Annotated in this window: 23 protein-coding genes; 12 read left to right on the forward strand and 11 right to left on the reverse strand. The window is 25.8% G+C overall.

What is annotated here, in order from left to right; translation table 11 throughout:
* Positions 1-3 precede the first annotated feature (3 nt).
* From PB7211_RS03215 to PB7211_RS03225, 3 genes are read right to left on the reverse strand one after another with little or no spacing between them, the layout of a single operon-like run.
* Complete coding sequence (locus PB7211_RS03215; RefSeq protein ID WP_008544278.1) at positions 4-3,048, reverse strand: LptA/OstA family protein; 3,045 nt, start codon at positions 3,046-3,048, stop codon at positions 4-6.
* Positions 3,038-4,111 (reverse strand): LptF/LptG family permease, encoded by a 1,074-nt coding sequence (locus PB7211_RS03220; protein WP_034398919.1) that lies wholly within the window; start codon positions 4,109-4,111, stop codon positions 3,038-3,040. The genes PB7211_RS03215 and PB7211_RS03220 overlap by 11 nt, the downstream gene beginning before the upstream one ends.
* A 4-nt stretch (positions 4,112-4,115) precedes the next feature.
* Complete coding sequence (locus PB7211_RS03225; protein WP_034398922.1) at positions 4,116-5,243, reverse strand: LptF/LptG family permease; 1,128 nt, start codon at positions 5,241-5,243, stop codon at positions 4,116-4,118.
* A 61-nt stretch (positions 5,244-5,304) separates the two neighbouring features.
* Here PB7211_RS03225 and PB7211_RS03230 point away from each other — a divergent pair, with 61 nt between their 5' ends.
* Together PB7211_RS03230 and ndk are read left to right on the forward strand one after the other, a co-directional pair.
* The gene (locus PB7211_RS03230; RefSeq protein ID WP_008545210.1) at positions 5,305-6,762 is read left to right on the forward strand and encodes a leucyl aminopeptidase; all 1,458 of its coding nucleotides are present in this window, start codon (positions 5,305-5,307) and stop codon (positions 6,760-6,762) included.
* The gene (gene ndk / locus PB7211_RS03235; RefSeq protein WP_034399224.1) at positions 6,755-7,165 is read left to right on the forward strand and encodes a nucleoside-diphosphate kinase; all 411 of its coding nucleotides are present in this window, start codon (positions 6,755-6,757) and stop codon (positions 7,163-7,165) included. Before PB7211_RS03230 ends, ndk begins: the two co-directional genes overlap by 8 nt.
* Here the strand turns inward: ndk and purN are convergent.
* Entirely contained in the window at positions 7,155-7,733 is a 579-nt protein-coding gene (gene purN / locus PB7211_RS03240) for a phosphoribosylglycinamide formyltransferase (protein ID WP_008546003.1), read from the reverse strand. The genes ndk and purN overlap by 11 nt on opposite strands.
* Positions 7,711-8,739, reverse strand: a complete 1,029-nt coding sequence (gene purM, locus PB7211_RS03245; protein WP_008545968.1) for a phosphoribosylformylglycinamidine cyclo-ligase — start codon at positions 8,737-8,739, stop codon at positions 7,711-7,713. The genes purN and purM overlap by 23 nt, the downstream gene beginning before the upstream one ends.
* An 11-nt stretch (positions 8,740-8,750) precedes the next feature.
* Between purM and PB7211_RS03250 the strand changes: the two genes are divergently transcribed.
* Genes PB7211_RS03250 through aspS form a run of 3 tightly spaced genes read left to right on the forward strand, consistent with a single transcriptional unit; the run spans position 8,751 to position 12,274 of the window.
* Positions 8,751-9,830 (forward strand): membrane protein, encoded by a 1,080-nt coding sequence (locus PB7211_RS03250; RefSeq protein ID WP_008544149.1) that lies wholly within the window; start codon positions 8,751-8,753, stop codon positions 9,828-9,830.
* Positions 9,827-10,489, forward strand: coding sequence for a DnaA ATPase domain-containing protein (locus PB7211_RS03255; RefSeq protein WP_232208824.1), 663 nt, complete (start codon positions 9,827-9,829; stop codon positions 10,487-10,489). Before PB7211_RS03250 ends, PB7211_RS03255 begins: the two co-directional genes overlap by 4 nt.
* Positions 10,490-12,274 carry an aspartate--tRNA ligase gene (gene aspS / locus PB7211_RS03260; RefSeq protein ID WP_008544476.1) on the forward strand — a complete coding sequence of 595 codons (1,785 nt, stop codon included), beginning with the start codon at positions 10,490-10,492 and terminating at the stop codon, positions 12,272-12,274.
* Positions 12,275-12,277: 3 nt separating this feature from the next.
* Here aspS and PB7211_RS03265 read toward each other — a convergent pair whose 3' ends face one another.
* Positions 12,278-13,102 carry a TSCPD domain-containing protein gene (locus PB7211_RS03265; protein ID WP_008545236.1) on the reverse strand — a complete coding sequence of 275 codons (825 nt, stop codon included), beginning with the start codon at positions 13,100-13,102 and terminating at the stop codon, positions 12,278-12,280.
* A gap of 115 nt (positions 13,103-13,217) precedes the next feature.
* Here PB7211_RS03265 and PB7211_RS03270 point away from each other — a divergent pair, with 115 nt between their 5' ends.
* Positions 13,218-13,577 carry an NADH-ubiquinone oxidoreductase subunit NDUFA12 family protein gene (locus tag PB7211_RS03270; RefSeq protein WP_008544642.1) on the forward strand — a complete coding sequence of 120 codons (360 nt, stop codon included), beginning with the start codon at positions 13,218-13,220 and terminating at the stop codon, positions 13,575-13,577.
* On the forward strand, positions 13,540-13,947 hold the full coding sequence (locus PB7211_RS03275; protein WP_008545170.1) for a DUF2155 domain-containing protein: 408 nt from the start codon (positions 13,540-13,542) through the stop codon (positions 13,945-13,947). Before PB7211_RS03270 ends, PB7211_RS03275 begins: the two co-directional genes overlap by 38 nt.
* Here the strand turns inward: PB7211_RS03275 and accC are convergent.
* Genes accC through aroQ form a run of 3 tightly spaced genes read right to left on the reverse strand, consistent with a single transcriptional unit; the run spans position 13,944 to position 16,156 of the window.
* Positions 13,944-15,281 (reverse strand): acetyl-CoA carboxylase biotin carboxylase subunit, encoded by a 1,338-nt coding sequence (gene accC, locus PB7211_RS03280; RefSeq protein WP_008544082.1) that lies wholly within the window; start codon positions 15,279-15,281, stop codon positions 13,944-13,946. The genes PB7211_RS03275 and accC overlap by 4 nt on opposite strands.
* Before the next feature lie 3 nt (positions 15,282-15,284).
* Positions 15,285-15,719, reverse strand: coding sequence for an acetyl-CoA carboxylase biotin carboxyl carrier protein (locus PB7211_RS03285; RefSeq protein WP_008545970.1), 435 nt, complete (start codon positions 15,717-15,719; stop codon positions 15,285-15,287).
* On the reverse strand, positions 15,716-16,156 hold the full coding sequence (gene aroQ / locus PB7211_RS03290; protein WP_008544788.1) for a type II 3-dehydroquinate dehydratase: 441 nt from the start codon (positions 16,154-16,156) through the stop codon (positions 15,716-15,718). The genes PB7211_RS03285 and aroQ overlap by 4 nt, the downstream gene beginning before the upstream one ends.
* Before the next feature lie 16 nt (positions 16,157-16,172).
* Here aroQ and thiS point away from each other — a divergent pair, with 16 nt between their 5' ends.
* Together thiS and PB7211_RS03300 are read left to right on the forward strand one after the other, a co-directional pair.
* Positions 16,173-16,391, forward strand: coding sequence for a sulfur carrier protein ThiS (gene thiS, locus PB7211_RS03295; RefSeq protein WP_034398929.1), 219 nt, complete (start codon positions 16,173-16,175; stop codon positions 16,389-16,391).
* The gene (locus PB7211_RS03300) at positions 16,392-17,168 is read left to right on the forward strand and encodes a thiazole synthase (RefSeq protein WP_008545000.1); all 777 of its coding nucleotides are present in this window, start codon (positions 16,392-16,394) and stop codon (positions 17,166-17,168) included.
* Here the strand turns inward: PB7211_RS03300 and PB7211_RS03305 are convergent.
* Positions 17,161-18,987, reverse strand: coding sequence for an Rne/Rng family ribonuclease (locus PB7211_RS03305; RefSeq protein WP_008544579.1), 1,827 nt, complete (start codon positions 18,985-18,987; stop codon positions 17,161-17,163). The two genes, PB7211_RS03300 and PB7211_RS03305, sit on opposite strands and share 8 nt — an antisense overlap.
* 103 nt (positions 18,988-19,090) lie before the next feature.
* Here PB7211_RS03305 and PB7211_RS03310 point away from each other — a divergent pair, with 103 nt between their 5' ends.
* Genes PB7211_RS03310 through PB7211_RS03320 form a run of 3 tightly spaced genes read left to right on the forward strand, consistent with a single transcriptional unit; the run spans position 19,091 to position 25,155 of the window.
* A complete protein-coding gene (locus PB7211_RS03310; protein WP_008545609.1) occupies positions 19,091-21,427 on the forward strand; it encodes a penicillin-binding protein 1A in 2,337 nt (778 codons plus the stop codon).
* A gap of 45 nt (positions 21,428-21,472) precedes the next feature.
* Positions 21,473-22,522 (forward strand): peptide chain release factor 2, encoded by a 1,050-nt coding sequence (prfB, locus tag PB7211_RS03315; protein WP_083780104.1) that lies wholly within the window; start codon positions 21,473-21,475, stop codon positions 22,520-22,522.
* Positions 22,519-25,155 carry a hypothetical protein gene (locus tag PB7211_RS03320; protein WP_008544283.1) on the forward strand — a complete coding sequence of 879 codons (2,637 nt, stop codon included), beginning with the start codon at positions 22,519-22,521 and terminating at the stop codon, positions 25,153-25,155. Before prfB ends, PB7211_RS03320 begins: the two co-directional genes overlap by 4 nt.
* Here PB7211_RS03320 and tyrS read toward each other — a convergent pair.
* Entirely contained in the window at positions 25,152-26,381 is a 1,230-nt protein-coding gene (gene tyrS / locus PB7211_RS03325; RefSeq protein ID WP_008545808.1) for a tyrosine--tRNA ligase, read from the reverse strand. The genes PB7211_RS03320 and tyrS overlap by 4 nt on opposite strands.
* Between the last annotated feature and the right edge of the window lie 41 nt (positions 26,382-26,422).

Raw genomic sequence — 26,422 nt, forward strand, 5'->3', positions numbered from 1 at the left:
TTTTTATTTAAAAGCTTTACTAGATAGTTCTAAATTATTTAAAAAAGAGTCTTCATCTTCTAGTAAATCGCCCGCATCATGCTCATATGTAGTCAATGGAAATAGAGTTATAGTAAATAATAAGTTTTCAGTAGGTTTTAAATCTCCATCAGAGTAATAAGTTTTTTTATATTTAATTCCAGCAGTTAAACAATCATTTTTATATTCATATACTAAATCATAAAATTCTGTTAAATTTAATTTTCTATTTCTTCGTGTTTCAAATGATAAAAAATTATTATCATCTAGTTCGTAAGATATTGAGCTTGCAAATATATTAGAGTCACCACGTTCTCCATTTTCCTCAATAAAATTAAATTCTGTTACAACGTTGTTAATTGAAACCGTTGTATTAATATCATTATACTCCAAGGTATTTATATCATTATCTAAAGAAAAATTATAACCAATCTCTATATTTTCTGAAAATTTATTTTTTATTGACCCAAATAAGTTTGAACTTTTTCTATGAATAGTGCTGTTATTTGGAACAAATTTTTCTTCCCTATCTCTTAAGACTGTGGCTAATTTTAATTCAAAATAATTATTTATTTTATTTAAATTATTTTTTTGTTGATTTGAATAATCCAATCCTAAAGTCAGCGATCTTCCAGACTCAAGTGTATCAGATAATCCAAGTCTATTAATTGCAAATGCATTGTGTGCATCTATATTTCTAGCTGAACTTGAATAGTTTTTCATATCATGAGGATTGAATCTTAGGGATAATTTTGGTGTCAAATAATTTTGTGATGTTTGACTATTCTTTTTAAGTGGAAAACTCACATCTAGGTTATACAAGCTAACTAATTCACTCTGTAAACTAGATTTATATTTAGATGATTTTTTTCCTACAGAATTTAAATTTTTAATATTGACACCAAAATTATTTTTCAAACCTAAGTTAGAAATAAAGTCTAGACTATTGTAACTTAAATTATTTGTAAAATTAGTCTCAAGTTTATTTGTATTATCAAGAACGTTATTTCCATTAGAATTAAAAGAAATGTTACCATTAAAGTAATTTTTAATAATCTGTTTGTCAAAATTGTAATATGGTAAAACGTATTGATATCGATCACTTTGATTTTTTATACGAAGATTTTCATAACTGTTCATACCTGCTTCAAAATTAAAATTATTATGATCTAATTTAATATTTATACTATTAGTTAGCTTATTAAAATTTGACGGTCTCAAAGTTGATCTTGTAATGTACTGATCAAATACATTTAAATATGAGTCATTTGAGACTTTATTAATTGACATTTTAAAATTACTTGAATTATAGTTTTCTAATTTTAAGTCCATATTATAATTTAAGAAAAAGTGTGATAGACTGTTTTTCTTCCTCGTAGTTGGTGATTTGTATCCATTTACAAATCCAAAATCTGTTATCAATGAAGAATTTTTATTTTCTTGTCTATATTCGGCAGTAGACATCAATGTGTCACTATCAAACCACGTAGGTGTAAAAGTCAAATCTTTACTTTCAGAAATTACTTTAAAATAAGGTAATGTAAAAGATGTACCTAACACATTTGAACTATTTATTGCTGGTTTTATAAGTCCAGATTGTCTTTTTACAGATGGATCTGGATGAAAAAATTTTGGAAAATAAAATACTGGAATGTCATAAATCTTTAGGACAGCATTATCGTAATTTAATTTTTTTTTTATTTTATCATGCTTAATTAATTTTGATTTTATTGACCACGGCGGACAACTATCATTTTTTTTGCAGCTTGTAAAAATTCCTTTGTTAATCAAAGTATAATCTTCATTGCCACTTGAAGACACACCTTCAATTCTTGGATCATTTTCTGAGTTGTCAAAAATATCTTTGTGAACTTTAATTTTTGTATTTTTTGCAATAAATTTATTCTCTTTAAGATCAATTATTGCATTTTCTAAAAAAAATTTGTCACTTTTTGGAAGATTATAGTTTGTAATAATCAAAAAATTTTCTCCTTTAATTATTTCTTGATTAATAGAATAGTTAAACGTGTCAGCAAAATAGACTTGAGATTTTTGATCTTGTAATTTAGTTTTGTTTTGAGAACTTATAATTTTTTTTTCATGAAGATACGTGACATCTTTTGAAGTGATATAATATTTAGATTGAATATCTGCTTTAGTTTCACCTTGTGTAATTACTTTTTCAGAGTTTTTATAATATTTAGCTTCATTAGTTAGAATTAAATAGTCATTTAAAGTGTCTTCAATCTTAACGTTACCTTCAGCATTTATTGTGTTATCAATTCTATTATATTCAAAATTATCTCCATTTATTACGATGTCTTCGTTTATAGCTTTAGAATGACCTTTAGTTAGAAATAATTGCTCATTTTTAAGGTAAGTTGCATCATCTGCGTAAATAAGATAATTTTCAACTTTGTTATCTATTGCAACATTGCCATTTGCATTAATTACATTATTTGATTTATTATATTCAAAATTATCAGCATCTATAATAATCCCTTCATTTATAGCTTTTGATTTACCTTTAGTTGTAAACACATCTTTATTTTTTTGATAAGTTGCTTCATCTGTGTAAATTAAATAATTTTCATCATGATTATCGATTTTGACGTTACCATAAGCATTTATAATGTTTTTAATTTTATTGTACTCAAAATTATCTGCATCTATAACAATCCCAGTACTAATAGCTTTAGATTTTCCGTTTGTAAAAAAAAATTCATTATTTTTTAAATACGTTATTTTTTGTGATTTAATAATTATATTTTCTTTTTCATCAATAATTTCAACATTACCAAAGGCAATAAGTATGTTTTTAATTTTATCATACTCAAAATTTTTTGCTTTTATAACTGTGCCATCTTCAGAGGTTACAGTTCCACCATTTTTTCCAATAAATTTATTACCTTCTTCAATTATTTCTAATTCTGTAACATCAAAATTAAAAATATCTGCTCCATTAGCATTAAAATTAATAAAGTAATTAAAAATAAAAATTAAAAATATGTAATTTAGTTTATTTTTCATTAATCTTATTTAGCATTAAACTATTTATTATTGAAAGTAAGATTAGAGGAATAAATATGGCAAAAATTAGAGATATTCTTTCAGTGTTACCCATTACCATAAAAAAATTATTAATATAATAAATGATTACAGAAAAAAATAATCCTAATGAAATTTTAAAAGTTGTATTATGCAATCTTTTTACTCTAAACATTATTAAGGATGAAAAAATAGCAACCAAAAAAAGATATAAAGGAAAAGATAAAATTTTTAAAAATTGAAGATTAATTTCAATAAGAGAATAATTTAATTTTTTATAGTTTTTCCTTAATTCAAAAAGTTGGTAAAAGCTAAGAGATGATAAATTAGAGTAAAGAGTTTGAATTCTTTTATAATCAAAGTTTGTTTTTATATTTAATTGTTTTTTTATCTCGTAATTATTTTTATCATAAACTTTGACATTAAACGCCTGCCAATCTGTACTTTGTATATTTATTTTATCACTTTTTAAATTTCTTATTACTTTATAATCTTTGTCAAATTCAGTTATAAAATTATTAATTAAAAAATTACTTTCAATTTTAGAGGAATTAACAATATAGATTTTTTCATCTATTTCATCTTTGATCCACAAACCATTTTTTGTAATTACAGCTAAATACTTGGAGTCTGAAGTAAACTTGGTTTTTTCTTCTAAATAAAAATTTTTAAAAACAGCTGAAAAGTTATAAAATATTATGGTTAGTATTATTCCACTTGAAATAACAATTAAACTAAAAATTTTTAAAATACTCGTATTTTTAAGACCAGAATATTTAAATATTTCAATTTCATTATTATTAAAAAGTTTAATAAAAAATAACTGAGTTGTTATTAGAAAAATGAAAGGAAGCATTTCAAAAATCATTGAAGGTGAATTTAACAATGATAAAAAAATTGGAAAACCAGAAGAAACCTCTATTTCCTTAAAAAATTCTAATTCAGTCAACAGGTTAAGAATAAATATCAAGCTAAACATAATTGAAACTACATATAACAACGACTTTAAAAAAATAAGTGTGAAAAATTTTATATATATTTTCATATTTTTAATTTTTAATATTAAATTTTTTAAGGAATATTAAATAGAGAGTTATAATAAAAATAAATGGCAACAAAGAAATTGAGATATTTTTGATTATTGAGTCTGAAATTAATCTAATAGTCGTCTCAGAAAAAATAATAAAAAATAAACCAATTAAAAATGCAATAAATTTTAATCTTGAATATTTTGAATCTTCTTTTGACAAAATTGTTACCAGAAGAGGTATTAAAGTTAATACCAAGATATAAATTGGTATAATAAATCTTTTATAAAGTTCTTTAAAAATATTATCTTTATTTCTTTCTGAGCAATTTATAATTTTTGGATCTAATTTATTCTTTTTTGTAGGGATTAAAAATTTAACACATTTTAATAGATTATAAGATGAAAGTTCTTGCGTTTTTTGTTGAGTAACAAATGAATTAGTTTCAGTATTATTAATAGGAAAGTCTGATTTTGAAAAACTAAAATTAGTTATCTCGTTATTCTTACTTGTAATAGTTTCGCCATTAAATAAAACAAGTACTGGTAAATTATTAAACTCTTTAAAGTATCCTTTTTTTGCGTAAGTAATTTGAAAATTATTTTCATTTATCTCTTTTTTTAAATATAGATTATATAAGTTTCCATCTATATCTTTTCTTTCACTAAAAATTGTAACATTTTTAATTGTGTCATTAAATCTTTTGGGTTTAATAAAGTTCTCATAAAAATTTACTGTTGAGCTTCTTAAAAATGATCTGGCTAGGTCTTGTGATTTTGGGACAATTATAGCTGAAAATATCAGCTGTATAAGCATCAATATAACTGAAAATTTAAATATAAAGTTTATTAGTTGAATTTTGTTTATACCAAAATTCCAGAAAATTATTAATTCATTATTATTTTCATATTTTATTGTCACATAAAATAAACTAAAAAATAATATAAATGGAAATAGTTTATTGATTATTTTAGGAAAATTTAACAAAGAATAGCTAATATAAACTGAATAGCTTCTTCCATCCTCTATCATAATATCTAAAAAATTTACTGCCTGAAATACCCAAATTACTATTCCAGCGCTAATTAGCGCTATTAAAAAAAAACTCATATAATCTAACAGCAATTTTCTAAATATTATTTTTTTCATTGAAATATGATAATTTTATTCATATATAGCACTCTACTCGCAATGAGTGTATTTAAAATTTATGACAATACAAATTAATTATAAAAATAACGGTTTAAAAAAAGTATCATCCAATCTTGTGCTATTTGTTGATGAAAAGTTCAATATCAATAGCGTAAAAAAATATATTTCAAACACTGAATATTCATATATCTCAGATTTGCTGAAAAATAGTGATTTAAAAAAACAACTACTTTTGTTTGAGATTAATTCGAAAAAAACAATATTTTTAGCATCAATCAAAAAAGATTTCAGATCTTCAGATATAGAAAATTTAGGTGCTAAATTTCACAGTCATATAAATTATGAGAAGAAAAATGAATATTTTATAAATTCAGATTCAGTAAAGAGTAAGATCAAAAATTTTATAGGGTATTTTTTACATGGAATAAAATTAAAATCATATGAGTTTAATTTATATAAATCAAAAAAAACTAAAAAAGCTGTTTCTATTAATGTTGTTGGAAATGATAATAAGATATCAAAACAAGATCAATTAAGATTTAAAGCGTTAGAAGAAGGAACTTTTTTTGCAAGAGATCTTGTGTCTGAGCCAGGTAATATTTTACACCCTGATGAATACGCAAAAAGAATTAACTCTCTGAAAAAATTTGGTTTAAAAATAAATATTTATGACGAAAAGAAATTAAAAAAACTCGGAATGAATGCTTTACTTGGAGTAGGACAAGGCAGTATTAGAGGCTCTTATCTTGTAACCATGGAATGGAATGGAGCGAAAAATAATTCCAAACCTTTGGCATTTGTTGGAAAAGGTGTTTGTTTTGATACTGGCGGTATTTCGTTAAAACCTGCTAAGTTCATGGAGGACATGACTTATGATATGGCAGGTTCAGCTACAGTAGTTGGTTTAATGAAAAACTTGGCTGTAAGAAAAGCTAAAATTAATGCTGTTGGCGTAGTAGGGCTTGTAGAAAATATGCCGGGAGGGAACGCCCAAAGACCTGGAGACATTGTTAAATCGTATAGCGGCAAAACAATTGAAATACTTAATACAGATGCTGAAGGTAGATTAGTTTTAGCTGATGCACTAACTTTTACTGAAAAGAAATTTAAACCTGAGTTTATGGTTGATCTAGCAACTTTAACTGGCGCTATTATAGTTTCTTTAGGATCTGAGTACGCTGGTTTATTTTCAAATAATGATAATTTATCTAAACAACTTATTGAAGCTGGAGAAAAAGTTGAAGAGAAGTTATGGCGAATGCCACTACATGAAAACTTTGATAAACTTATCAATTCAAAAAATGCTGATATGCAAAATATCAATTACGTAGGTGGAGCTGGCTCAACAACAGCAGCACAGTTTTTGCAAAGATTTATTTTAAACAAAACACCATGGGCTCATCTAGATATTGCTGGTATGGCATTTTCAAAATATGGAGGAGCTTTAAATTCAGGTGGCGCAACTGGTTTTGGTGTAAGATTATTAAATCAACTAATAGAGGATGATTATGAGTAACATTGAACAAACGCTTTCAATAATTAAACCAGATGCAGTCGAAAGAAATTTGGATAATGAGATTAAAGAAATGTTTAAAAATAAAGGATTTTCTATTCTTAAAGAAAAAAAGATACAGATAGAAAAATCTGAAGCTGAAAAATTTTATAAAGTTCATGAAACTAAGCCATTTTACAATGATCTTTGTGCATACCTCTCATCTGGACCAATAGTTGTGATGGTTTTAGAAAAAGAAAATGCAGTATTAGCCAATAGAGAATTAATGGGGGCAACTAATCCTAAAGATGCTGAAGAAGGTACTATTAGAAAAAAGTACGGGATTTCAATAGATAAAAATTCTGTTCATGGATCTGATAGTGTTGAAAATGCAAAAATAGAAATAGATTTTTTCTTTAAAGATTAAAAACTTTTAAAATAGCTTTTGGGTATAATCTGTGTTCTTGGGATAGAATTCTTTTAGCAAGTGTTTTAGGGGTATCACTTTTTTTAATTTTTACCTTTTTTTGAAGAATAATTTTTCCAGAATCTAGTTTTGAATTAACAAAATGAACTGTACAGCCAGAGTATTTTTCTTTTTTATTAATTGCTCTCTCATGTGTGTTCAAACCTTTGAACTTTGGAAGAAGAGATGGATGAATATTTAATATCCTTCCTTTAAAATTTTTTATAAAAGTTTTTGATAATATTTTCATAAAACCAGCGAGACAAATTAAATCTATCTTGTTTTTTTTCAATTCAACAAGTATTTTTTTTTCATCAGTCTTGTTTTTAAAAGTAAAAATTTTTTTTTTAATCTTAAAAATATTTGCATATTTAAGACCTTTAGATTTTGTATTATTTGAAACAATTAAGTTAATAGATATAGGTGATATTTTAAGTTTTGAAAATTTTATGAGAGATTTAAGATTACTACCTGTCCCTGAAATAAAAACTGCAGTCCTTATTACTTTAGATCCAGTTGATATTGCCATTTAATTTAACTTTATTTTTTCCTTTAGAAATTTTTCCAATCACATATGGTCTAAATCTATTTGTGAAATATTTTTTTACTTTAGATAATTTTTTAGGATTAATTATTAAACAAAAACCAACACCACAATTAAATGTTTTAAGCATTTCTTTATCAGATATGTTATTTTTTTTTAACCACTTAAAAATTTTAGATGGATTAATTTTTGTTAAATCAATTTCTGCAACTAAATTTTCTGGTATTACTCTTTTTATATTATCTGCCAAACCACCACCAGTTATATTAGAGCATCCATTAATTAAATTTTTATCAATTAAATTTAAAACTTCTTTTACATAAATTTTAGTTGGTCTTAATAGTTCAGTTTTTAAAAATTTATCTTTTTTAATATTTATTTTTTTTTGATTAATTAAATATCTTACTAAAGAAAAACCATTTGAGTGAAGACCACTTGAAGGGATGGCTAATACAAGATCATTATTCTTAATTTTATTTTTACTTAGAATTTTATTTGTTCCGACTACTCCCACGGCAAAACCTGCAATATCAAATTTCCCTTTTTCATATGTGCCGGGCATTTCTGCAGTCTCACCACCCACCAATTCGCATGATGATTGTTTGCATCCATTGACTATCCCTTTAATTATAGATTTGAGTTTTTTTAAATCGATTTTATTTATTGATATATAATCTAGAAATAAAAGAGGTTTTGCACCCTGAACAATTAAATCATTTACACTCATGGCAACTAAATCAATTCCAATTGTATCATATTTGTTTAGAGTGTTAGCAATTTCAATTTTAGTACCAACTCCATCTGTACAGGCAACAATTTTAGGCTGTTTAATATTATTTGGAATACTTGATATTGATCCAAACCCCCCAATATTAGAAAACTTTTTTTTGCCTTTTTTTTTTGATGAAACTGAAGAAATGAAATTAACAAAGCTATCTGCTGCATCAATATTAACTCCACTTTTTTTATAGGTAAACAATTTTTTATTCATTAATATGTTTTATGAAATTTAATTTAAAATATTTAACTTTCAGTAAACTATATATTTATTTTTGTTTTCTTGCTTTATTAAATATTTTTTTTTCCACAACTAATGTTAATGCCAAAAGCTTTTCTATCAATGATATAGAGATTTCCACTCCATTTGAGATAAATTTTAATAAAAATCAAATAATTGATGAAGGGTTTTTAGAGGCATTTAATGAATTAGTTTTATCTATTGTCCAAACAAAGGATCAAAAAAAACTTCAACAAACTTCTTTAAGCTCAATTAAAGGTATGATTGAAACTTTTTCTATTAAAGAAGAAAAATTTATTAATGAAGTATATTATTTATCTTTAAATGTATCCTTTAACAAAAAAAGAGTATTTAATTTATTAGAAAGTAAAAATATATTTCCATCCTTACCGATAAAAAAGGATGTGCTATTTATACCAATTATATTAGATAAAAATAAAAATGAAATTTTAATATTTTCTGAAAGCTATTTATTTAATAATTGGAATTTGAATACTAAAAAATATCACTTATTAAACTTTATTTTACCATCAGAAGACTTAGAGGATTTCAATTCAATAAAAAATAATTCAAGAAATATAGATAAATATGATTTTAATCAAATAGTTAAAAAATATAACTTAGAAGATTATATCATAATGATCGTCTTTAAAAATGATAATGGAATTAGAGTTTTAAACAAAATAAATTTTAATAATAAGATAGATTTAAAAAATCTTGATTTTCCAAATCTAAGTCTAAAAAATGAAAAAGAATTTCAAGAATTTATTGAATATTCAAAAGATATTTATGAAAATTATTGGAAATCTAAAAATGAAATTAATACTTCAATTAAGTTAACTTTAACAATTTCAATTGATAATGATGATAATTCAAAAATTTCTCAATTTGAAAAAATTTTGAGTAATTTAGATTTAATTTATGATTTTTATATTTTTAAATTCAATAATAAAAACAACATATATAAGGTAATATTTAATGGTTCACCTGATCATTTTTTAAATGTTATGAAAAATAAAAATTATGAATTTGATATTCAAGATCGAGTATGGGTTTTAAAATGAAAAACTTCAATCAATTGATTATCAAATTTGATCATGAACAAAATTTTAAAGATCAAGATTTTTATGTATCAAAAAGTAATGAATATTCTTTTAAATTATTAAGTAGTTGGCCAAAATGGGAAAAAAATTTTTTAAATCTAATTGGAGAAAAGTTTTCAGGAAAATCTCACTTAGTTAATATTTTTTTAAAAAAATTTAAAGGAATAAAAATAAATGCAAGTGAGATAAGTAATCAGTTTTTAAAAGACATAAAAATTTATGAAAATATTATTATTGAAAATCTTGATAACAATATAGAAGAAAATTTATTTTTCACTTTATTAAATATTATTGATCAAGATAATAAATTTTTAATTGTGACTTCTGTAAAATCTATTGTTGAAATATCATTTAAATTAAATGATTTAAATTCACGTTCTAAAAATTTTCTTTTATCTTATATTGAGAGGCCTGATGATGAACTAATGTTTGTACTAATATTAAAAAATCTATCAGACAGGCAAATATCTATAGATAAGAAACTGATAGACTATATAATTAAAAGAATTGATAGATCGTATAGCAAAATTTTTGATTTCATATATAAAATCGACGAAATAAGTTTAAAAAGAAAAAAATCTATAGATTTTAAAATTATTAAAGAAGTTTTGGGAGAATAATTGAGCAAGTATAGAACACATAAATGCAACGAACTTAGAAAACAAGATTTAGATAAAGAGATTTCTATATCTGGATGGATAAATAAAAAAAGAGATCATGGGAATATATTATTTATTGATCTTCGTGATAATTATGGAATTACTCAATGTATCATTGATAAAGAAAATAAAAATTTTTTAGAATTAGAAAAAACTCAACTAGAAACAGTCGTAAAAATTGACGGAAAGGTTGTTGAGCGTTCAAGTGAAACTGTCAATAAGGATATCGAAACAGGTGATATTGAAGTTGTAATAAATAATTTTGAGGTATTAGGAACTTGCAAAGAATTACCAATGCCTGTTTTCAGTGACCAAGAGTATGCTGAAGAAATAAGATTAAAATATAGATTTTTAGATTTAAGAAGAAAAAAAATTCATGAAAACATAATTTTAAGATCTAAAGTAATTTCATTTATACGAAATGAAATGACAAGTGCAGGTTTTTTGGAATTCCAAACTCCTATATTAACCTCTTCAAGTCCAGAGGGAGCAAGAGATTTTCTTGTTCCTAGTAGATTAAATCCTGGAAAATTTTATGCACTGCCACAAGCTCCTCAACAGTTTAAACAATTAATTATGGTATCTGGTTTTGATAAATATTTTCAAATAGCTCCGTGCTTTAGAGATGAAGATGCGAGAGCTGATAGAAGTCCAGGTGAATTTTATCAATTAGATCTAGAAATGTCTTTTGTTGAACAAGAAGATGTTTTTAATGTAGTTGAAAAATTATTAGTTAATACCTTTAAAAAATTTTCTGATAAAAAATTGATGTATGATCAATTTCCAAAAATTTCATATGCTGATGCAATGTTGAAATATGGAAGTGATAAACCAGATTTAAGAAACCCTTTAGTCATAAATGATATTACAGAAGTATTTTCACGTGAGGATGTATCATTTGAAATTTTCAAGAAACTTACAAAATCTGGCTCTAAAGTAAGATGTATTTCGACAAAAAATACCAAAGATAAACCAAGAAGTTTTTTTGATAATATTGATAAATGGGCCAAAGAGCAAGGTGCTTCAGGATTAGCATACTTTACTTTTGAAGATGATGGAGAGCTTTCAGCTAAGGGACCTATAGGTAAATTTTTTTCTAAAGAAGCATTATTAGAAATAATGAAAAAAACAAATTCTGAAGTAGGGGACAGTATTTTTATGGCCTGTGGAAAACTAAATGAACTGGAAAAAATTACTGCACTAGCTAGAGATAAAATTGCACAAGACCTAGATTTAATAAATGATAATATTTTCGCTTTTTGTTGGATAGTTGATTATCCGATGTTTGAAAGAGACGAAAAAACAAATAAGATTGGATTTAGTCATAATCCTTTTTCTATGCCTCAAGGTGATTTAACTGACAAACAACTAGAAGATCCTTTAAACATATTGGCCTATCAGTATGATATTGTTTGTAATGGAATAGAGTTGTCATCTGGAGCAATAAGAAATCATAAACCAGAGCTTATGTATAGGCTATTTTCAATTGCTGGATATGATAAAAAACAAGTTGATGAAAAATTTAGCGGTATGATAAATGCCTTAAGTTTTGGCGCACCCCCACACGGAGGTATCGCACCTGGTATTGATAGAATTGTGATGTTATTAGCTAATGAAAAAAATATTAGAGAGGTTACCATGTTTCCAATGAATCAAAACGCTCAAGATTTGATGATGAAAGCTCCATCTGAGGTTAATGAAGAACAGCTGAAAGAACTAAATCTTGCTTTAAAAATCAAAAAATAAAAACTATTTTTTTCCCTTCAAATTTATTTTCACATCAGAGAGATCTACAAGATTTTTTTTGTAATTATTTCTTACAAAACCTTTGCTAGTGATATCTTTCACAATTTTTAATAATTGATTTTGATCTTCAGATCCTTGTTCATCTACGGAATTAGCGTCATTACCACCAATTGAAGGAGTGTGAGCTAAATCTTCTCTATTTTGGTATGAAATAGCTAGTTCTCTAAAAATATAATCTAAAATTGAACTAGCGCTTAAAATTCGATCATTTCCATGGACTTTTCCTGAGGGTTCAAATTTTGTTCCAACAAAAGCGCTAATGAATTCATCAAGAGGAACACCATATTGAAGACCTAGAGACACAGCGATTGCAAAATTATTCATTAAAGCTTTAACCAATTCTCCTTCTTTGCTTGTATCAATAAAGATTTCGCCTATTTTTCCATCCTCATATTCACCCGTATGAAGATAAACTTTATGATCTCCAATTGTTGCTTTTTGTATGTAGCCTTTTCTTCTATCGGGCATTCCAAATCTTTTACCACCTCGCTCTGAATTTTTATTTAAAGTCGCAATTATATTATCTTTGTTCTGTTGAGTTGATTGGTTTACATTAGCTACTACTTCAACTTTTTTGTTTTCAATAACTTTATTATTGTTTGGATCAAGGCTTTTAGTTTTACGATTATCTAATTTAACATCCAAAACTTCAAATTTTCCATCATCTCTTTTTTCTAAGTTTTTTAACTCAGTTTCATTAATATCATCTAAGTAATGATTAACTTTAAATGTACACGTATAATATGTCTCAACTAAATATTTTGCCATTTTTCCTCATTTTAAATTTATTGAACTTATGAATCAGACAATTTATTTATATACAAAATCACATTTTAGTCTAATTTAAATTTTACAATTTTTAATTGAATAAAAAAAATATTTTATGTTGACGCTTTTAAAAAAAATTTTCACTTGGTGGAATCAAGATACGTTTGGAACAAGATTAAAAACTATTTTTTTTGGAAAATTTGTTGGCGATGACGAGCTAGGCAACAAATACTATGAAAGCAAAAATGGAAAAAGATGGGTAATTTATGCTGACTCTATTGACGCATCAAAAATTCCAGTTGAATGGTATTCTTGGATGCATTTTACTCCTAATAAAATCGAAAGAACACATAATCTAGAAAAATATGACTGGCAAAAACCTCACCAATCAAATTTAACTGGAACAGAAGAGGCCTATTATCCAAATAAAAGCAAAAATGCCATTAAAAAGAAATATTCTAGTTGGAAAGAGTAAATTAAATTTATTTTATTTTATTTTATTTATCTATCTTTTTTTGTGTAACTTTTCTTTTGCAAAAAATAATACAGAAGGTGTTTTTACTGATCTAAAAATTTTAGACAAAATAAGCTCTAAAAATACTTTAATCCAATTAAAGAATGGTGAATTAGTAAAATTTAAAGACTTATCCATAAAAAGTTTAAAATGTAAAAATTCAGAATTTGATGATAATCCAGAAATTACTGCATATATCCAGGTAAAAGATTTAACAGATCAAGATAAAGATGAAGTGTTTGTGTTTAATGGATGGATGTTCTCCTCAAGTCCTTCGATAACTCCATTTGATCACCCCGTATATGATGTTTGGCTTGTGAATTGTTATTAAACAATTGTATCATTATCAAGCCAGCTTACATTAAAATCTGAGTTAATAAATTTTTTATGACTTAGTAACTTTTTATGTAGTGGAATAGTTGTAGTAATTCCTTCAATGACAAACTCATCTAAAGATCTATTCATTCTTTGAATAGCCTCTGTTCTATTTCTTCCATGACAAATCAATTTACAGACCATACTGTCATAATAAGGTGTAACTTTATATCCTTGAAATATAGCTCCATCTACTCTTGTTCTAAAACCAGATGGTTGATGACACATGCTAATAACTCCTGGAGATGGCTGAAAATTTTTACTTGCATCTTCTGCATTAATTCTACATTCAATTGCGTGACCTCTAGGCTTTATATCATCTTGTTTAAGAGCTGTTTCTCCAGAAAAGGCAATCCAAATTTGTTCTTTAATAATATCAATACCTGTAACCATCTCTGTTACAGGGTGTTCAACCTGAACTCTTGTGTTCATCTCCAAAAAGTAAAATTTTCCATCTTCATAAATAAACTCTACGGTTCCTGCCCCCATATAACCAATCTTACTTACCATTTGTACCGTTCTATCAAATAAATCTTTTCTAATTTCATCATTTAGAACTGGACTTGGTGTTTCTTCAATTAACTTTTGATGTCTTCTTTGAACAGAACAATCTCTTTCATGTAAATGAACGACGTTATTTTTACCTGCCAAGATTTGAACCTCAATATGTCTTGGGTTTTGAAAAAACTTTTCAATATAAACTTCGTCATTACCAAAATATTTTTGAGCCTCAGATTTTGCAGTTGAAAATAAATTTTCAAACTCTTCTTCTCTATGAACAATTTTCATACCTTTTCCACCGCCACCACCTGAAGCTTTAATTAAAACTGGAAAACCAATTTTTTTACATAATTCTTTAGCTTGAGCAATGTCAGTCACACCACCCTCTGAACCTTCAATTACTGGTAGTCCATTCTCTTTTGCAATTCTTTTTGCTTGTATTTTGTCACCCATCATTTCTATATGCTTAGATGAGGCGCCAATAAAACCTATTTTGTTATCTTCAAGAATTTTAGCAAAATTAGAATTTTCAGATAGAAATCCATAACCTGGATGAACAGCATCCGAGTTAGTAAGCTCTATTGCTGACATTAAGTTTGGAATATTTAAATAGCTATTCGTTGGTTGATGCGATCCTATGCATACACTTTCATCAGCCATTCGAACATGCATACTGTCTCTATCAACATCAGAGTGTACAGCGACTGTAGGAATTCCCCATTCTTTACATGCTCTAATTATTCTAACTGCAATCTCCCCACGGTTTGCAATTAAAATTTTTTTAAACATTATTTATTCTAAAATGATAATTGTTTGGCCAAATTCAACAGGATGACCATCTTCAACACAAATTTCTTTAACTATTCCATCAGCTGTTGAAGGAACGTGATTCATTGTTTTCATAGCTTCAACAATCATTATGGTATCACCTTTTTTAATTTTTTTTCCAACTTCAACAAATTTCTTAGCACCAGGTTCTGGTGCATGATATGCAGTCCCTATGATTGGTGATGTGATTTCAGTTCCAGAATTTATATTAGATTCACTATTAACAATTTCATTTTTTATAGCTGGAGAAACAGAAGCTGTTACTGGTTGATTATTGCTAGATACATTATTTTTTGAAACTTTGATTTTAGTATCTTTTTCTGTAATTTCTATTTCAGTAAGATTAAATTCATCTAAGTAGTCACTTAATTCTTTAATAATACTTTTATCTATTTTCATTTTTGTAAGATCTTTTGTAATGAAATTATGGCTAAAATATAGCCTTCAGTCCCTAAACCAAAAATTCCTCCTGTTACTATATCGCTTATCAATGACTTTTGTCTGAATTCTTCTCTTTTATATATATTTGAAATATGTAGTTCAATTATTGGTTTTTTAAATAAATCAAGTGCGTCTCTAATAGCAACTGATGTATGCGTAAATCCTGCTGCATTTATTATCATTCCATCATATTCATTTCTGGCATTTTGAATCAAACTAACTAACTCACCTTCAATATTTGATTGAGTGAATTTTAATTCAATTCCAATCTCATTAGATTTTTTTATACAATTTTCCTCCAATTCTTTAAAAGTCGTTGATCCATATTGTGATTGTTCTCTTTCACCTAATAGATTAATATTTGGTCCATTAATAATAATTATTTTATTATTCATTCAACACTTATATACGATGCAAAAAATAAAAAAAATACAAATTAGAGTAAATGGTAAAGTTAAATCTATTCCAGTAAAACATAGTATATCAGACTTAGTTAAAAATCTTAATATTCCAATAAAAAAAGTAGCAATTGAATATAATCAGGAAATAATAGATAAAAAAAAAATTAATAGAATTATTCTAAAAAAAAATGACAAAATTGAAATAGTTCATTTTATTGGAGGTGGATAAGTGAAAACTGAAAAATTAATAATTGCAAAAAAAAAATTTAGTTCTCGGTTAATTGTTGGAACTGGCAAGTACAAAAGTATGTCTGAATGTGCAAAAGCTATTAAACTTTCTGGGGCTGAAATTGTAACTGTTGCAGTTAGAAGAGTTAACATAACTGATAAAAATAAACCTCTTCTGATGGATTACATTGATCCAAAAAAAATAACATATTTACCAAATACAGCAGGATGCTTTACTTCAAAAGAGGCATTAAGAACTTTGAGACTTGCTAGAGAAATAGGAGGCTGGAAGTTAGTTAAATTAGAGGTTCTTGGAGATAAGCAAAATTTATTTCCTGATATGATAGAAACTTTGAAATCTACAGAAGTTTTAGCTAAAGAAGGATTTAAAGTTATGGTTTACTGTAATGATGATCCTTTAATGGCTAAACGATTAGAAAATTCTGGAGCCGATGCAATAATGCCTTTAGCTGCACCAATCGGATCGGGCTTAGGTATTCAAAATAAAACAAATATTAAGATTATTAGAAATCAAACCAAGTTACCTTTAATTATAGATGCTGGCTTAGGTCAAGCATCTGATGCAACCATTGCTATGGAGTTAGGTTGTGATGGAGTTTTGGTTAATACAGCAATAGCTAAAGCAAAAAAACCATTTGACATGGCTCTTGCATTTAAAAACGCTGTAATTTCAGGTCGACAATCTTACTTAGCTGGACGAATTGATAAATATTTGTATGGAAATGCTTCTTCTCCAAAAACTGGTATAATCAAATAGTAGCTGATTTTTTAGTATATTTTTTTTTAAAGTAAGGTTTCTTTTTAAATGGTTTATTTGAAAATTTTTTATTTTCTTTTTTTTCAGTAGTTTTTTCTTCTTTTAATTGTATTTCCAGATTTTTTAGTTTTTCATAATGTTCAATTAGCTCTATAGTTTTTTTTGACTTATTTTGAATATTAATGATGTATTCAGGAATAATAAGAGATGAATCACTGACAATATCAATAGTCATTTTATTTTTCTTCTCAAAATACGTTAAGTCATCAACAAAGTTTTCTTTTAAAAAGTCAGAAATTTTTTCACAAACTCTTAGTTCAACAAATTTTGCTTTGTTAATTACTGCTTTTAATTCAACAGTTTTGAGCAATTTTTGAGCAAATGATTCATCTGTTAAAGTTACTTTCCATTTAATTGCACTTTCTCTAAGTCTCTGTCTGGACATTTCTAGTAGTCCAAAATTACTTATTCTTCCAATCTGAATTCTTGCTCTATCAGTTCTACATTTTTCTTTAAGTTTTCTTTCAACCAATCTTCTGTTTGCGTAGCTTAACATGTCAATAAAATCGATAATGATTAATCCTGATAAATCTCTTATTTTTATTTGCCTAGCAATTTCTTTTGCTGCTTCAATATTTGTATCCAAAGCCGTACTTTCAACATTTTTTCCTTTGATTGAGCTACCTGAATTGATATCAATTGAAACTAAAGCTTCAGTTGGATTAATTACTAAATATCCTCCTGATTTAAGTTTTATTTCTGAGTCAAATATTTGATTTAATTTTTGTTCTATATTCTGATTTATAAACAATGGAACTTTACCTCTATATTTCTTAACTTTTTTAACATGAGATGGCATAATCATTTTCATGAAAGCCTGAGCTTTTTTATATCCTTCATTTCCTTCAACAATAATATTTTGTGTATTGTCATCATACATATCTCTTAATGTTCTTTTAATAATTTCACTTTCTTGATGTATAAGTGACGGAGCTATAGAATTTATTGCATTATCTTTTATCTGGCTCCATGTCTTTATAAGTGTGTCTAGATCATTATTAATTTCATTTTTAGTTTTATTGCTACCTGCAGTTCTTACAATTAGACCCATCTCTTTTGGTATCTCAATTTCATTTAAAATAGTTCGAATTTTTTTTCTGTCTGATGGATTAAATATTTTTCTAGATATTCCTCCACCTTTTGGAGTATTGGGCATTAAGACAATATATTTTCCAGCAATTGATATGAATGTGCTTAATGCAGCACCTTTTTGTCCTCTTTCATCTTTAATTACCTGAACAAGAATAACCTGATTAGGTTTTATGACTTCTTGTATCTTATATCTTTTAAATCTAAATTTATTTTCTTTCTTTTGTTCTTTTTCTTCAATGGCATTATTTTTTTGGTCTATTTCATCATCTTTTTCCTCAGAAATTTCTTTTTCTACATCTATAGGATCATTTTCTTCAAGTTTTCCTTCAGCAATATTTTCTTCTTCTTTTGCTTGAACTTCTCTAGAAAGCTCTTCTCTTGCTTTTTCCTCCTCTTCCTTGATTTTTTCTAAGTCAGCTTTTGGTATTTGATAATAATCTGACTGAATATCATTAAATGATAAAAAACCATGTCTTTCTCTACCAAAATCAATAAACGCAGCTTGTAGTGATGGTTCTATTCTACTAACTTTTCCTAAATAAATATTATTTTTTATTAGGTTATTTTTTAAACCTTCGTATTCGTAATCTTCAATATTGTCATCGGATTTAAGAACAACTCTAGTTTCATTTGGATGCGATGCATCGATATATAAATTTTTTTCCATAATAATTTGATTGATTGTTTCATTAGATAATTTGTTGTTTATAAAATTTTGTATAATTTACGTGCCTTATCTTTAACAAATTCCAGGATATAATGATATCAAAATGAATAAATTATTTAAGAATATACTGTTAATTTCACTATCTTTTCTTCTGTTACTTGGAATTTTACTTTTTAGCGTTTTATGGAATTTTTCTAACAATATACCTGACTACAAATTCCTTAAAAATTACAAACCACCTGTTTCAAGCAAAGTATACTCTGGTAATGGAGAGTTAGTTGCCGATTTTTCAAAAGAAAAAAGAATTTTTATTCCATATAATTCAATTCCAAAAAATGTTGTTCATGCATTTTTGTCAGCTGAAGATAAAAATTTTTTTTCACATCCTGGTGTGGATGCAAAAGGAGTATTAAGGGCTGTGATAAACAATATATCAAATATTATTTCATCTCAAAGACTTGAGGGCGCCTCAACAATAACTCAACAAGTGGCAAAGAACTTCTTGTTAACTAATGAAGTAAGTCTTAATAGAAAAATTAAAGAGGCAATCTTGGCATTTAGAATAGAAAGAGCCTTATCAAAAGAAAGAATTTTAGAATTATATCTAAATCAAATTTATCTTGGTAGTGGAGCCTATGGAGTTGCTGCTGCAAGTTTGAGATATTTTGACAAATCTATTAAAAATTTAGATTATGCTGAGGCAGCTTTACTAGCAGCTCTTCCAAAAGCTCCTAGTAAATATAACCCTTATCGAAATATTGAGTTAGCTAAATTTAGAAGGGATTTGGTTTTAAAAAATTTATTAGAAAATAAATATATAAACCAAAAACTTTACAAAGATCTTAAAAATAAAAAAATTAAACTAAATAAATCAAAAAAAGTTTTTTTAGAGGATGCACAATACTACATTGAAGATGTAAGAAAAAAAGTTATTAATACTCTTACTTATGATAAAGTTTACAATCAAGGCTTTAACATAAACACACCTATTAATTTAGAATTTCAAAAAATTGCAACAGAATCATTACGGAATGGACTTATTACTTTTGACAAACGAAAAGGTTGGAGAGGACCATTAACAAATAAAAAATATTCAAATAATTGGAATGCAGATTTAGAAAAATTTACTTTAGAAAGATCTTTAAATTGGAAACTGGCAATTATAAAAAAATTAAATAAATTTTCTGCCGAAATTGAAACAGAAGATAAACTAGATGGAAAAATAAAATTTAAAGATATTTCTTGGACCAAAAAAGAATTTAAAAAATTATTAAAAAAAGGTGATATAGTTTATGTAAAAAGAATTAATGAAAATACTTATAGTTTAAAACAACTACCAAAAATTAACGGAGGTATTGTTGTTATGGATCCTTATACAGGTAGAGTTTTAGCTTTAAGCGGTGGTTTTAGTTTTAAAAAAAGTGAATTTAATAGAGCTTCACAAGCTTTAAGACAGCCAGGATCAGCATTTAAGCCATTTGTTTACGCGCTTGCTTTAGAAAACAATTATACACCAACATCACTAATTTTAGATGCTCCAATTGTTCTTGATCAGGGAGATGATCTAAAAATGTGGAAACCTGAAAATTATGGTAAAAAATTTTATGGTCCTTCGACATTAAGAGTTGGTTTGGAAAAATCTAGAAATTTAATGACAGTTAGAATTGCTCAGAACTTAGGTCTTTCAAAAATTATAGATTTATCAAAAGATTTGGGTATTTATGACAATCCAGAAAAACTTTTATCAATTTCTCTTGGGTCAGCTGAAACAACTTTATTAAAATTAACTTCTGCTTATTCTGTTTTTGTTAACGGAGGTAAACTTGTTAATCCAATACTTATAGACAGAATTCAAGACAGTGAAGGAATAACTATTTTTAATAATGAAAAAAGAAAATGTATCAATTGTGATAAAATTTCCTACTTAGGAAAAGATTTTCCAATTATTGAAGATAGTTATAAAGAGATATTTTCTCCTCAAACAGCTTATCAAATGACTTCTATACTTGAAGGAGTTGTTCAAAGAGGAACTGCAAAAAAAATAAGAGATCTTAATTTAAATATTGCTGGCAAAACTGGAACAACAAATAAAAATACAGATACTTGGTTTATTGGATTTACATCTAATTTATTAATTGGAGTTTATGTTGGATCAGACAATCCCACATCTTTAGGAAAATATGAAACAGGTTCAAAAACAGCATTACCAATCTTTAAAGAGTTTATCGAAAAGTCAGTAAAAAAATCTGATGCAAGACCATTTAAAGCTGCGGATGGTACCATTATGATGGTTGTCGATCCAAATACAGGACAAAAAGCAAAATTTACATCAAAAAATACTATAATTGAAGTTTATAAGAAACAAAATGTAGTTGATGGAAAAGTGCTATATTCAAATAATAATAGATTAGATACAAATAATATATTAAAGTTTTATTAATGGATATTAAATATCAAGATTATAAAAAAGAAATAGAAAAGATAAATCAAAGAGTTAAGGAGTATCTTTGAGCAAAATGATATTAATATAAAGCTTGAAAAATTAAACAATAAAATGTTAGAGGCCAATTTTTGGCAAGACAAAAATAATTCTAAAAATATTATTAAAGAAAAAAAATTATATGAGGATTTGTTGAATATACACAAAGCTTCTATTGAAAAACTAATTGATTTAAATGATATAAGTGAATTAGCTGCAGAAGAAGAAAATCAGGCTGTTCAAAAAGAAATATTACAAAATATAAAAGATCTTAGAGATTTAGTTAAAACGAATGAAATTAAATGCTTTTTATCTAATGAGACAGACTCTCTTGATTGTTACATAGAAATTCACGCAGGTGCCGGAGGTACAGAAAGCCAAGATTGGGCTGAAATGTTAAGAAGAATGTATTTAAAATGGGCTGATCAAAAAAATTTCAAATCAAATTTAATTAGTGAACATAAAGGAGATGAAGCAGGAATAAAATCATCAACTATAAAAATAGAGGGAGATTACGTATTTGGATGGCTTAAAAAAGAGTCAGGTATTCACAGATTAGTTAGAATCTCTCCATTTGACTCAGGCGCAAGAAGACACACAAGTTTTGCAAGTATTTGGGTATATCCTGTAGTAGATGAAAACATAAATATTGAGATAATCGAAAAAGATTTAAGAATCGACACATACCGTTCTAGTGGAGCAGGAGGTCAACACGTAAACACTACAGATAGCGCAGTGAGAATTACTCATATTCCCTCAAAAATTGTAGTCCAATGTCAAAATGAAAGATCTCAACATAAAAATAAAGAAACATGTATTAATATGTTAAAAGCTAGATTGTATGATTATGAGATTAAAAAAAAAGAACAAAAGAATCAAAATACAGAAAATTCTAAATCTGAAATTGGATGGGGGCACCAAATAAGATCATATGTTTTACAACCATATAGACTCGTAAAGGATAATAGAACAAATTTTGAAAGTACAAATCCCGACAAAATTTTAGATGGTGAAATTGATGGTTTCTTAGAACAATCTCTTTATCAAATTAAATGAAAAAAAATATTATAAAATATCTTTCAATTTCATTAGGTCTAATTATTGTACTTATCATTTACTTTAGTTTTATCGGCATACAAACTGATAGATTTAACAACCAGATAAAAGAAAGACTATCTAAATATAATAGCAATTTAGACGTTAATTTAAAAAAAATTAAATTAACACTCGATCCTTTAAATTTTAAGTTTAATGCAAAAACAATAGGCGCAAAAGTAATATATAAAAAAAGAAATATAGAACTTGAGTCTATTAAAACACAAATCTCAATAAACTCATTAATAAAAAATAAAATTGTTTCTTCTAATTTAATTATTTCAACTAAATCAATATTATTGAAGGATCTTGTTGGATTTTTAAGGGCGACAACAAATAAAACAGAATTGTTTTTTTTAGAAAAAGCGATTGATAAAGGATTTGCTATTATAGATTTAGAGGTAAATTTTGATGAAAATGGAAAAATAAAAAAAGATTATAAAGTTAAAGGATTGTTAAAAGATGGAAAAATAAATTTGTTAAATGATTTTAATATTAAGAATATAAATTTTTTACTTAATATTGAAAATGATAATTTTGATTTGAGCGATATAAGTTTTACAACAAATAAGATTGATTTATTTTCTAATAATCTAAAAATAAAAAGAAAACAGGATAAATTTTTTATAAGCGGTGATATTGAAAATAATAATTCTAAGCTGAATAATAAATTTCTTAATCTACTGAGATTAAGTAATCATGATATCAATTTTAACAATGCAGAGATTTCCTCAAAAAATAAATTTTCTTTTATTATTGATAATAAATTTAATTATGAAAATTTATTTGTAAATTCAGAAATATCACTTGATAAAGCAGAGTATGAAAAACCAAAACTGCTAAGTAAATATTTAACTGAAGTAAAAAATGTAATAAATTTAAGAAAACATAAGATAAAAGCTACATTCAAAGACAATAGTTTATCACTGATTGGATCAGGAAAAATTCAACTAGAAAAAGAGTATGATGACATTGATTATTCTATTTCTCAATCTGGAGACAAAGTAAATATAGACTCAAATATTAAATTAAGTGGATTAAATATAAAAAGTCAAAAAAATTTAAAAACATTTTTCCCAAAAATTAATGAAGTTTTAAATTTAAAAGATCATCAAATTAATATTAAATTTAAAGACAATAGTTTATCACTGATTGGATCAGGAAAAATTCAACTAGAAAAAGAGTATGATGACATTGATTATTCTATTTCTCAATCTGGAGACAAAGTAAATATAGACTCAAATATTAAATTAAGTGGATTAAATATAAAAAGTCAAAAAAATTTAAAAACATTTTTCCCAAAAATTAATGAAGTTTTAAATTTAAAAGATCATCAAATTAATATTAAATTTAAAGACAATAGTTTATCACTGATTGGATCAGGAAAAATTCAACTAGAAAAAGAGTATGATGACATTGATTATTCTATTTCTCAATCTGGAGACAAAGTAAATTTTGATACAAAATTTATCATAAGCAAAACTCAATTTGAAGTTGAACGAATAAATTTTAGCAATGATGGAAAGTCAAAATTACAATTAGAAGTTTCTGGAAATCATATAAGAAAAAATGATTTATCTATTGATAAATTATTAATCACAACAAAAAATGATAAACTTGGAATGAATAACCTCTTAGTTGACAAATATCATAGAATTGTAAAATTTGATGAAATATCTCTTAATTATTTCGATAATGAAGATAAAAAAAATCATATTTTAATTAAAAGAAAACAAAAAAATAATTATGAATTAAATGGAACATTGTTTAATGCTAATAGCTTAATTTCAGATTTACTGAAAAGTAAAGATGATAAACATGCTAGGATTTTTAAAAACAATATTAATTTCACTCTCAATTTAAAAGATGTGTATTTAGATAATGAGAATATAATTAGTGATTTAAAAGGAAATTTCTACATTGAAAACAATAAAATTCATCAGGCAAACATTTCAGCTTTTTTTGATAATAATGAAAAATTAACATTTACTATTAATACAAACAATGATGAAAAAATTACAACTCTATTTTCTTCAAAGGCAAAACCTCTTGTAAAGAGATATAAATTTATCAAAGGCTATGAAGATGGATATTTAGATTTTTATTCTTCAAAAATAAATAATATTTCAAAATCAAAACTTAAGATTTATGACTTTAAACTCATGGAGCTTCCAGTTCTAACTAAACTTTTAACCCTTGCATCATTACAAGGAATTGCAGATTTATTAACAGGAGAAGGCATAAGATTTGATGAAATGGAAATGAATTTCAAAAATAGTTCTAATTTAATGACTATAGATGAGCTTTATGCAATTGGTCCTGCTATTTCAATATTGATGAGCGGTTATATAGAGGAAGAAAAACTTGTTAGTTTGAGAGGAACATTAGTACCCGCAACGACGATTAATAAAACTGTTAGTTCAATACCGGTTTTAGGTAAAATTTTAGTTGGTGATAAAACAGGTGAAGGAGTATTTGGAGTTAGTTTTAAAATTAAAGGAAAACCAAAAGATCTTAAAACAACAGTAAATCCGATTAAAACATTAACACCAAGATTTATTACAAGAACATTAGAAAAGATTAAAAAGAATTAACTAATCAAAATTTTTAAGTGTCTTTTTTTTCCAATTGATAATTTAAGATAGTCTTCCTTAAAAAAATCATGATTAATAATTAATTTTTCATCTGAAATGATTTCATCATTAATTTTAATTGCATTGCCTTTAATTAATCTTCGAATTTCACTCTTAGAATTTTCTAATTTAGATAAAATTACTAAATCTATAATACCAAGTTTTTTTTCAAAATCCTCTTTACTAATTTTAATTGATGGTGAATTTGATCCAAGTGAATTTCCTGAAAATGCTTCTCTAGCAGCTTGTTCTGACTCTTTTGCAGCTTTTTGACCATGCAACATTGTAGTTGCTTCATTTGCTAATAAAGTTTTCAATTCATTAATATCTTTTTCTTTAACTTTATTAATTTCTGCAATCTCTAAATCTGTAAAAAATTTTAAAAATTTTACTACATCTCTATCATCTGTATTTCTCCAAAATTGCCAGTAGTCATATGCGGGCAAATATTTTTCATCTAACCAAATTGCTCCATTTTCTGTTTTACCCATTTTAGCACCTGATGCTAATGTAATTAAAGGTGTTGTTAATCCAAATCCTTGTTTGTTAGAATACTTTTTTATAAGGTCTACACCATTAACAATATTACCCCATTGATCAGATCCACCAATTTGTAAAGCACAATTTTCATTTTTATTTAATTCTAAAAAATCGTAAGCTTGTAATATCATGTAGTTAAATTCCATATAACTTAATGATTGCTCTCTTTCTAATCTTGTTTTTACACTATCAAAAGTTAACATTTTATTTATTGTAAAATGTTTTCCGATATCACGTAAAAAGGAAATATAATTTAAATCTTTGAGCCAAGTATAGTTATTTACAAAAATTGGTTTTGTATCCGAATTATCATTATCTAAAAATTTTTTTAAAATATTTTGAATATTTTCAATATTTTTTTCAATCTCATCTTCATCTAAAATTTTTCTGGTTTTATCTTTTCCTGATGGATCACCTATTCTTGTTGTACCTCCACCAAGTAATACAATTGGTCTATGGCCATTTTTTTGAAGTAATCTAAGACACATTATTTGTAATAAACTACCCACATGCAAACTTTCAGCGGTACAATCAAAACCAATGTAACCCTTAATCTTCTCTTTATCCATTAAATCAGATAACTCAGTTTCATTAGTACATTGATAGAAAAAACCTCTATCTTTAAATTCTTTTAAAAATTTATTCATAAGATTATAGTTACAATATACAAATTTTTTTTAAAAAGAAT

Origin of the sequence: Candidatus Pelagibacter sp. HTCC7211 (genome assembly GCF_000155895.1) — a bacterium.
Classification (GTDB): Bacteria; Pseudomonadota; Alphaproteobacteria; order Pelagibacterales; family Pelagibacteraceae; genus Pelagibacter.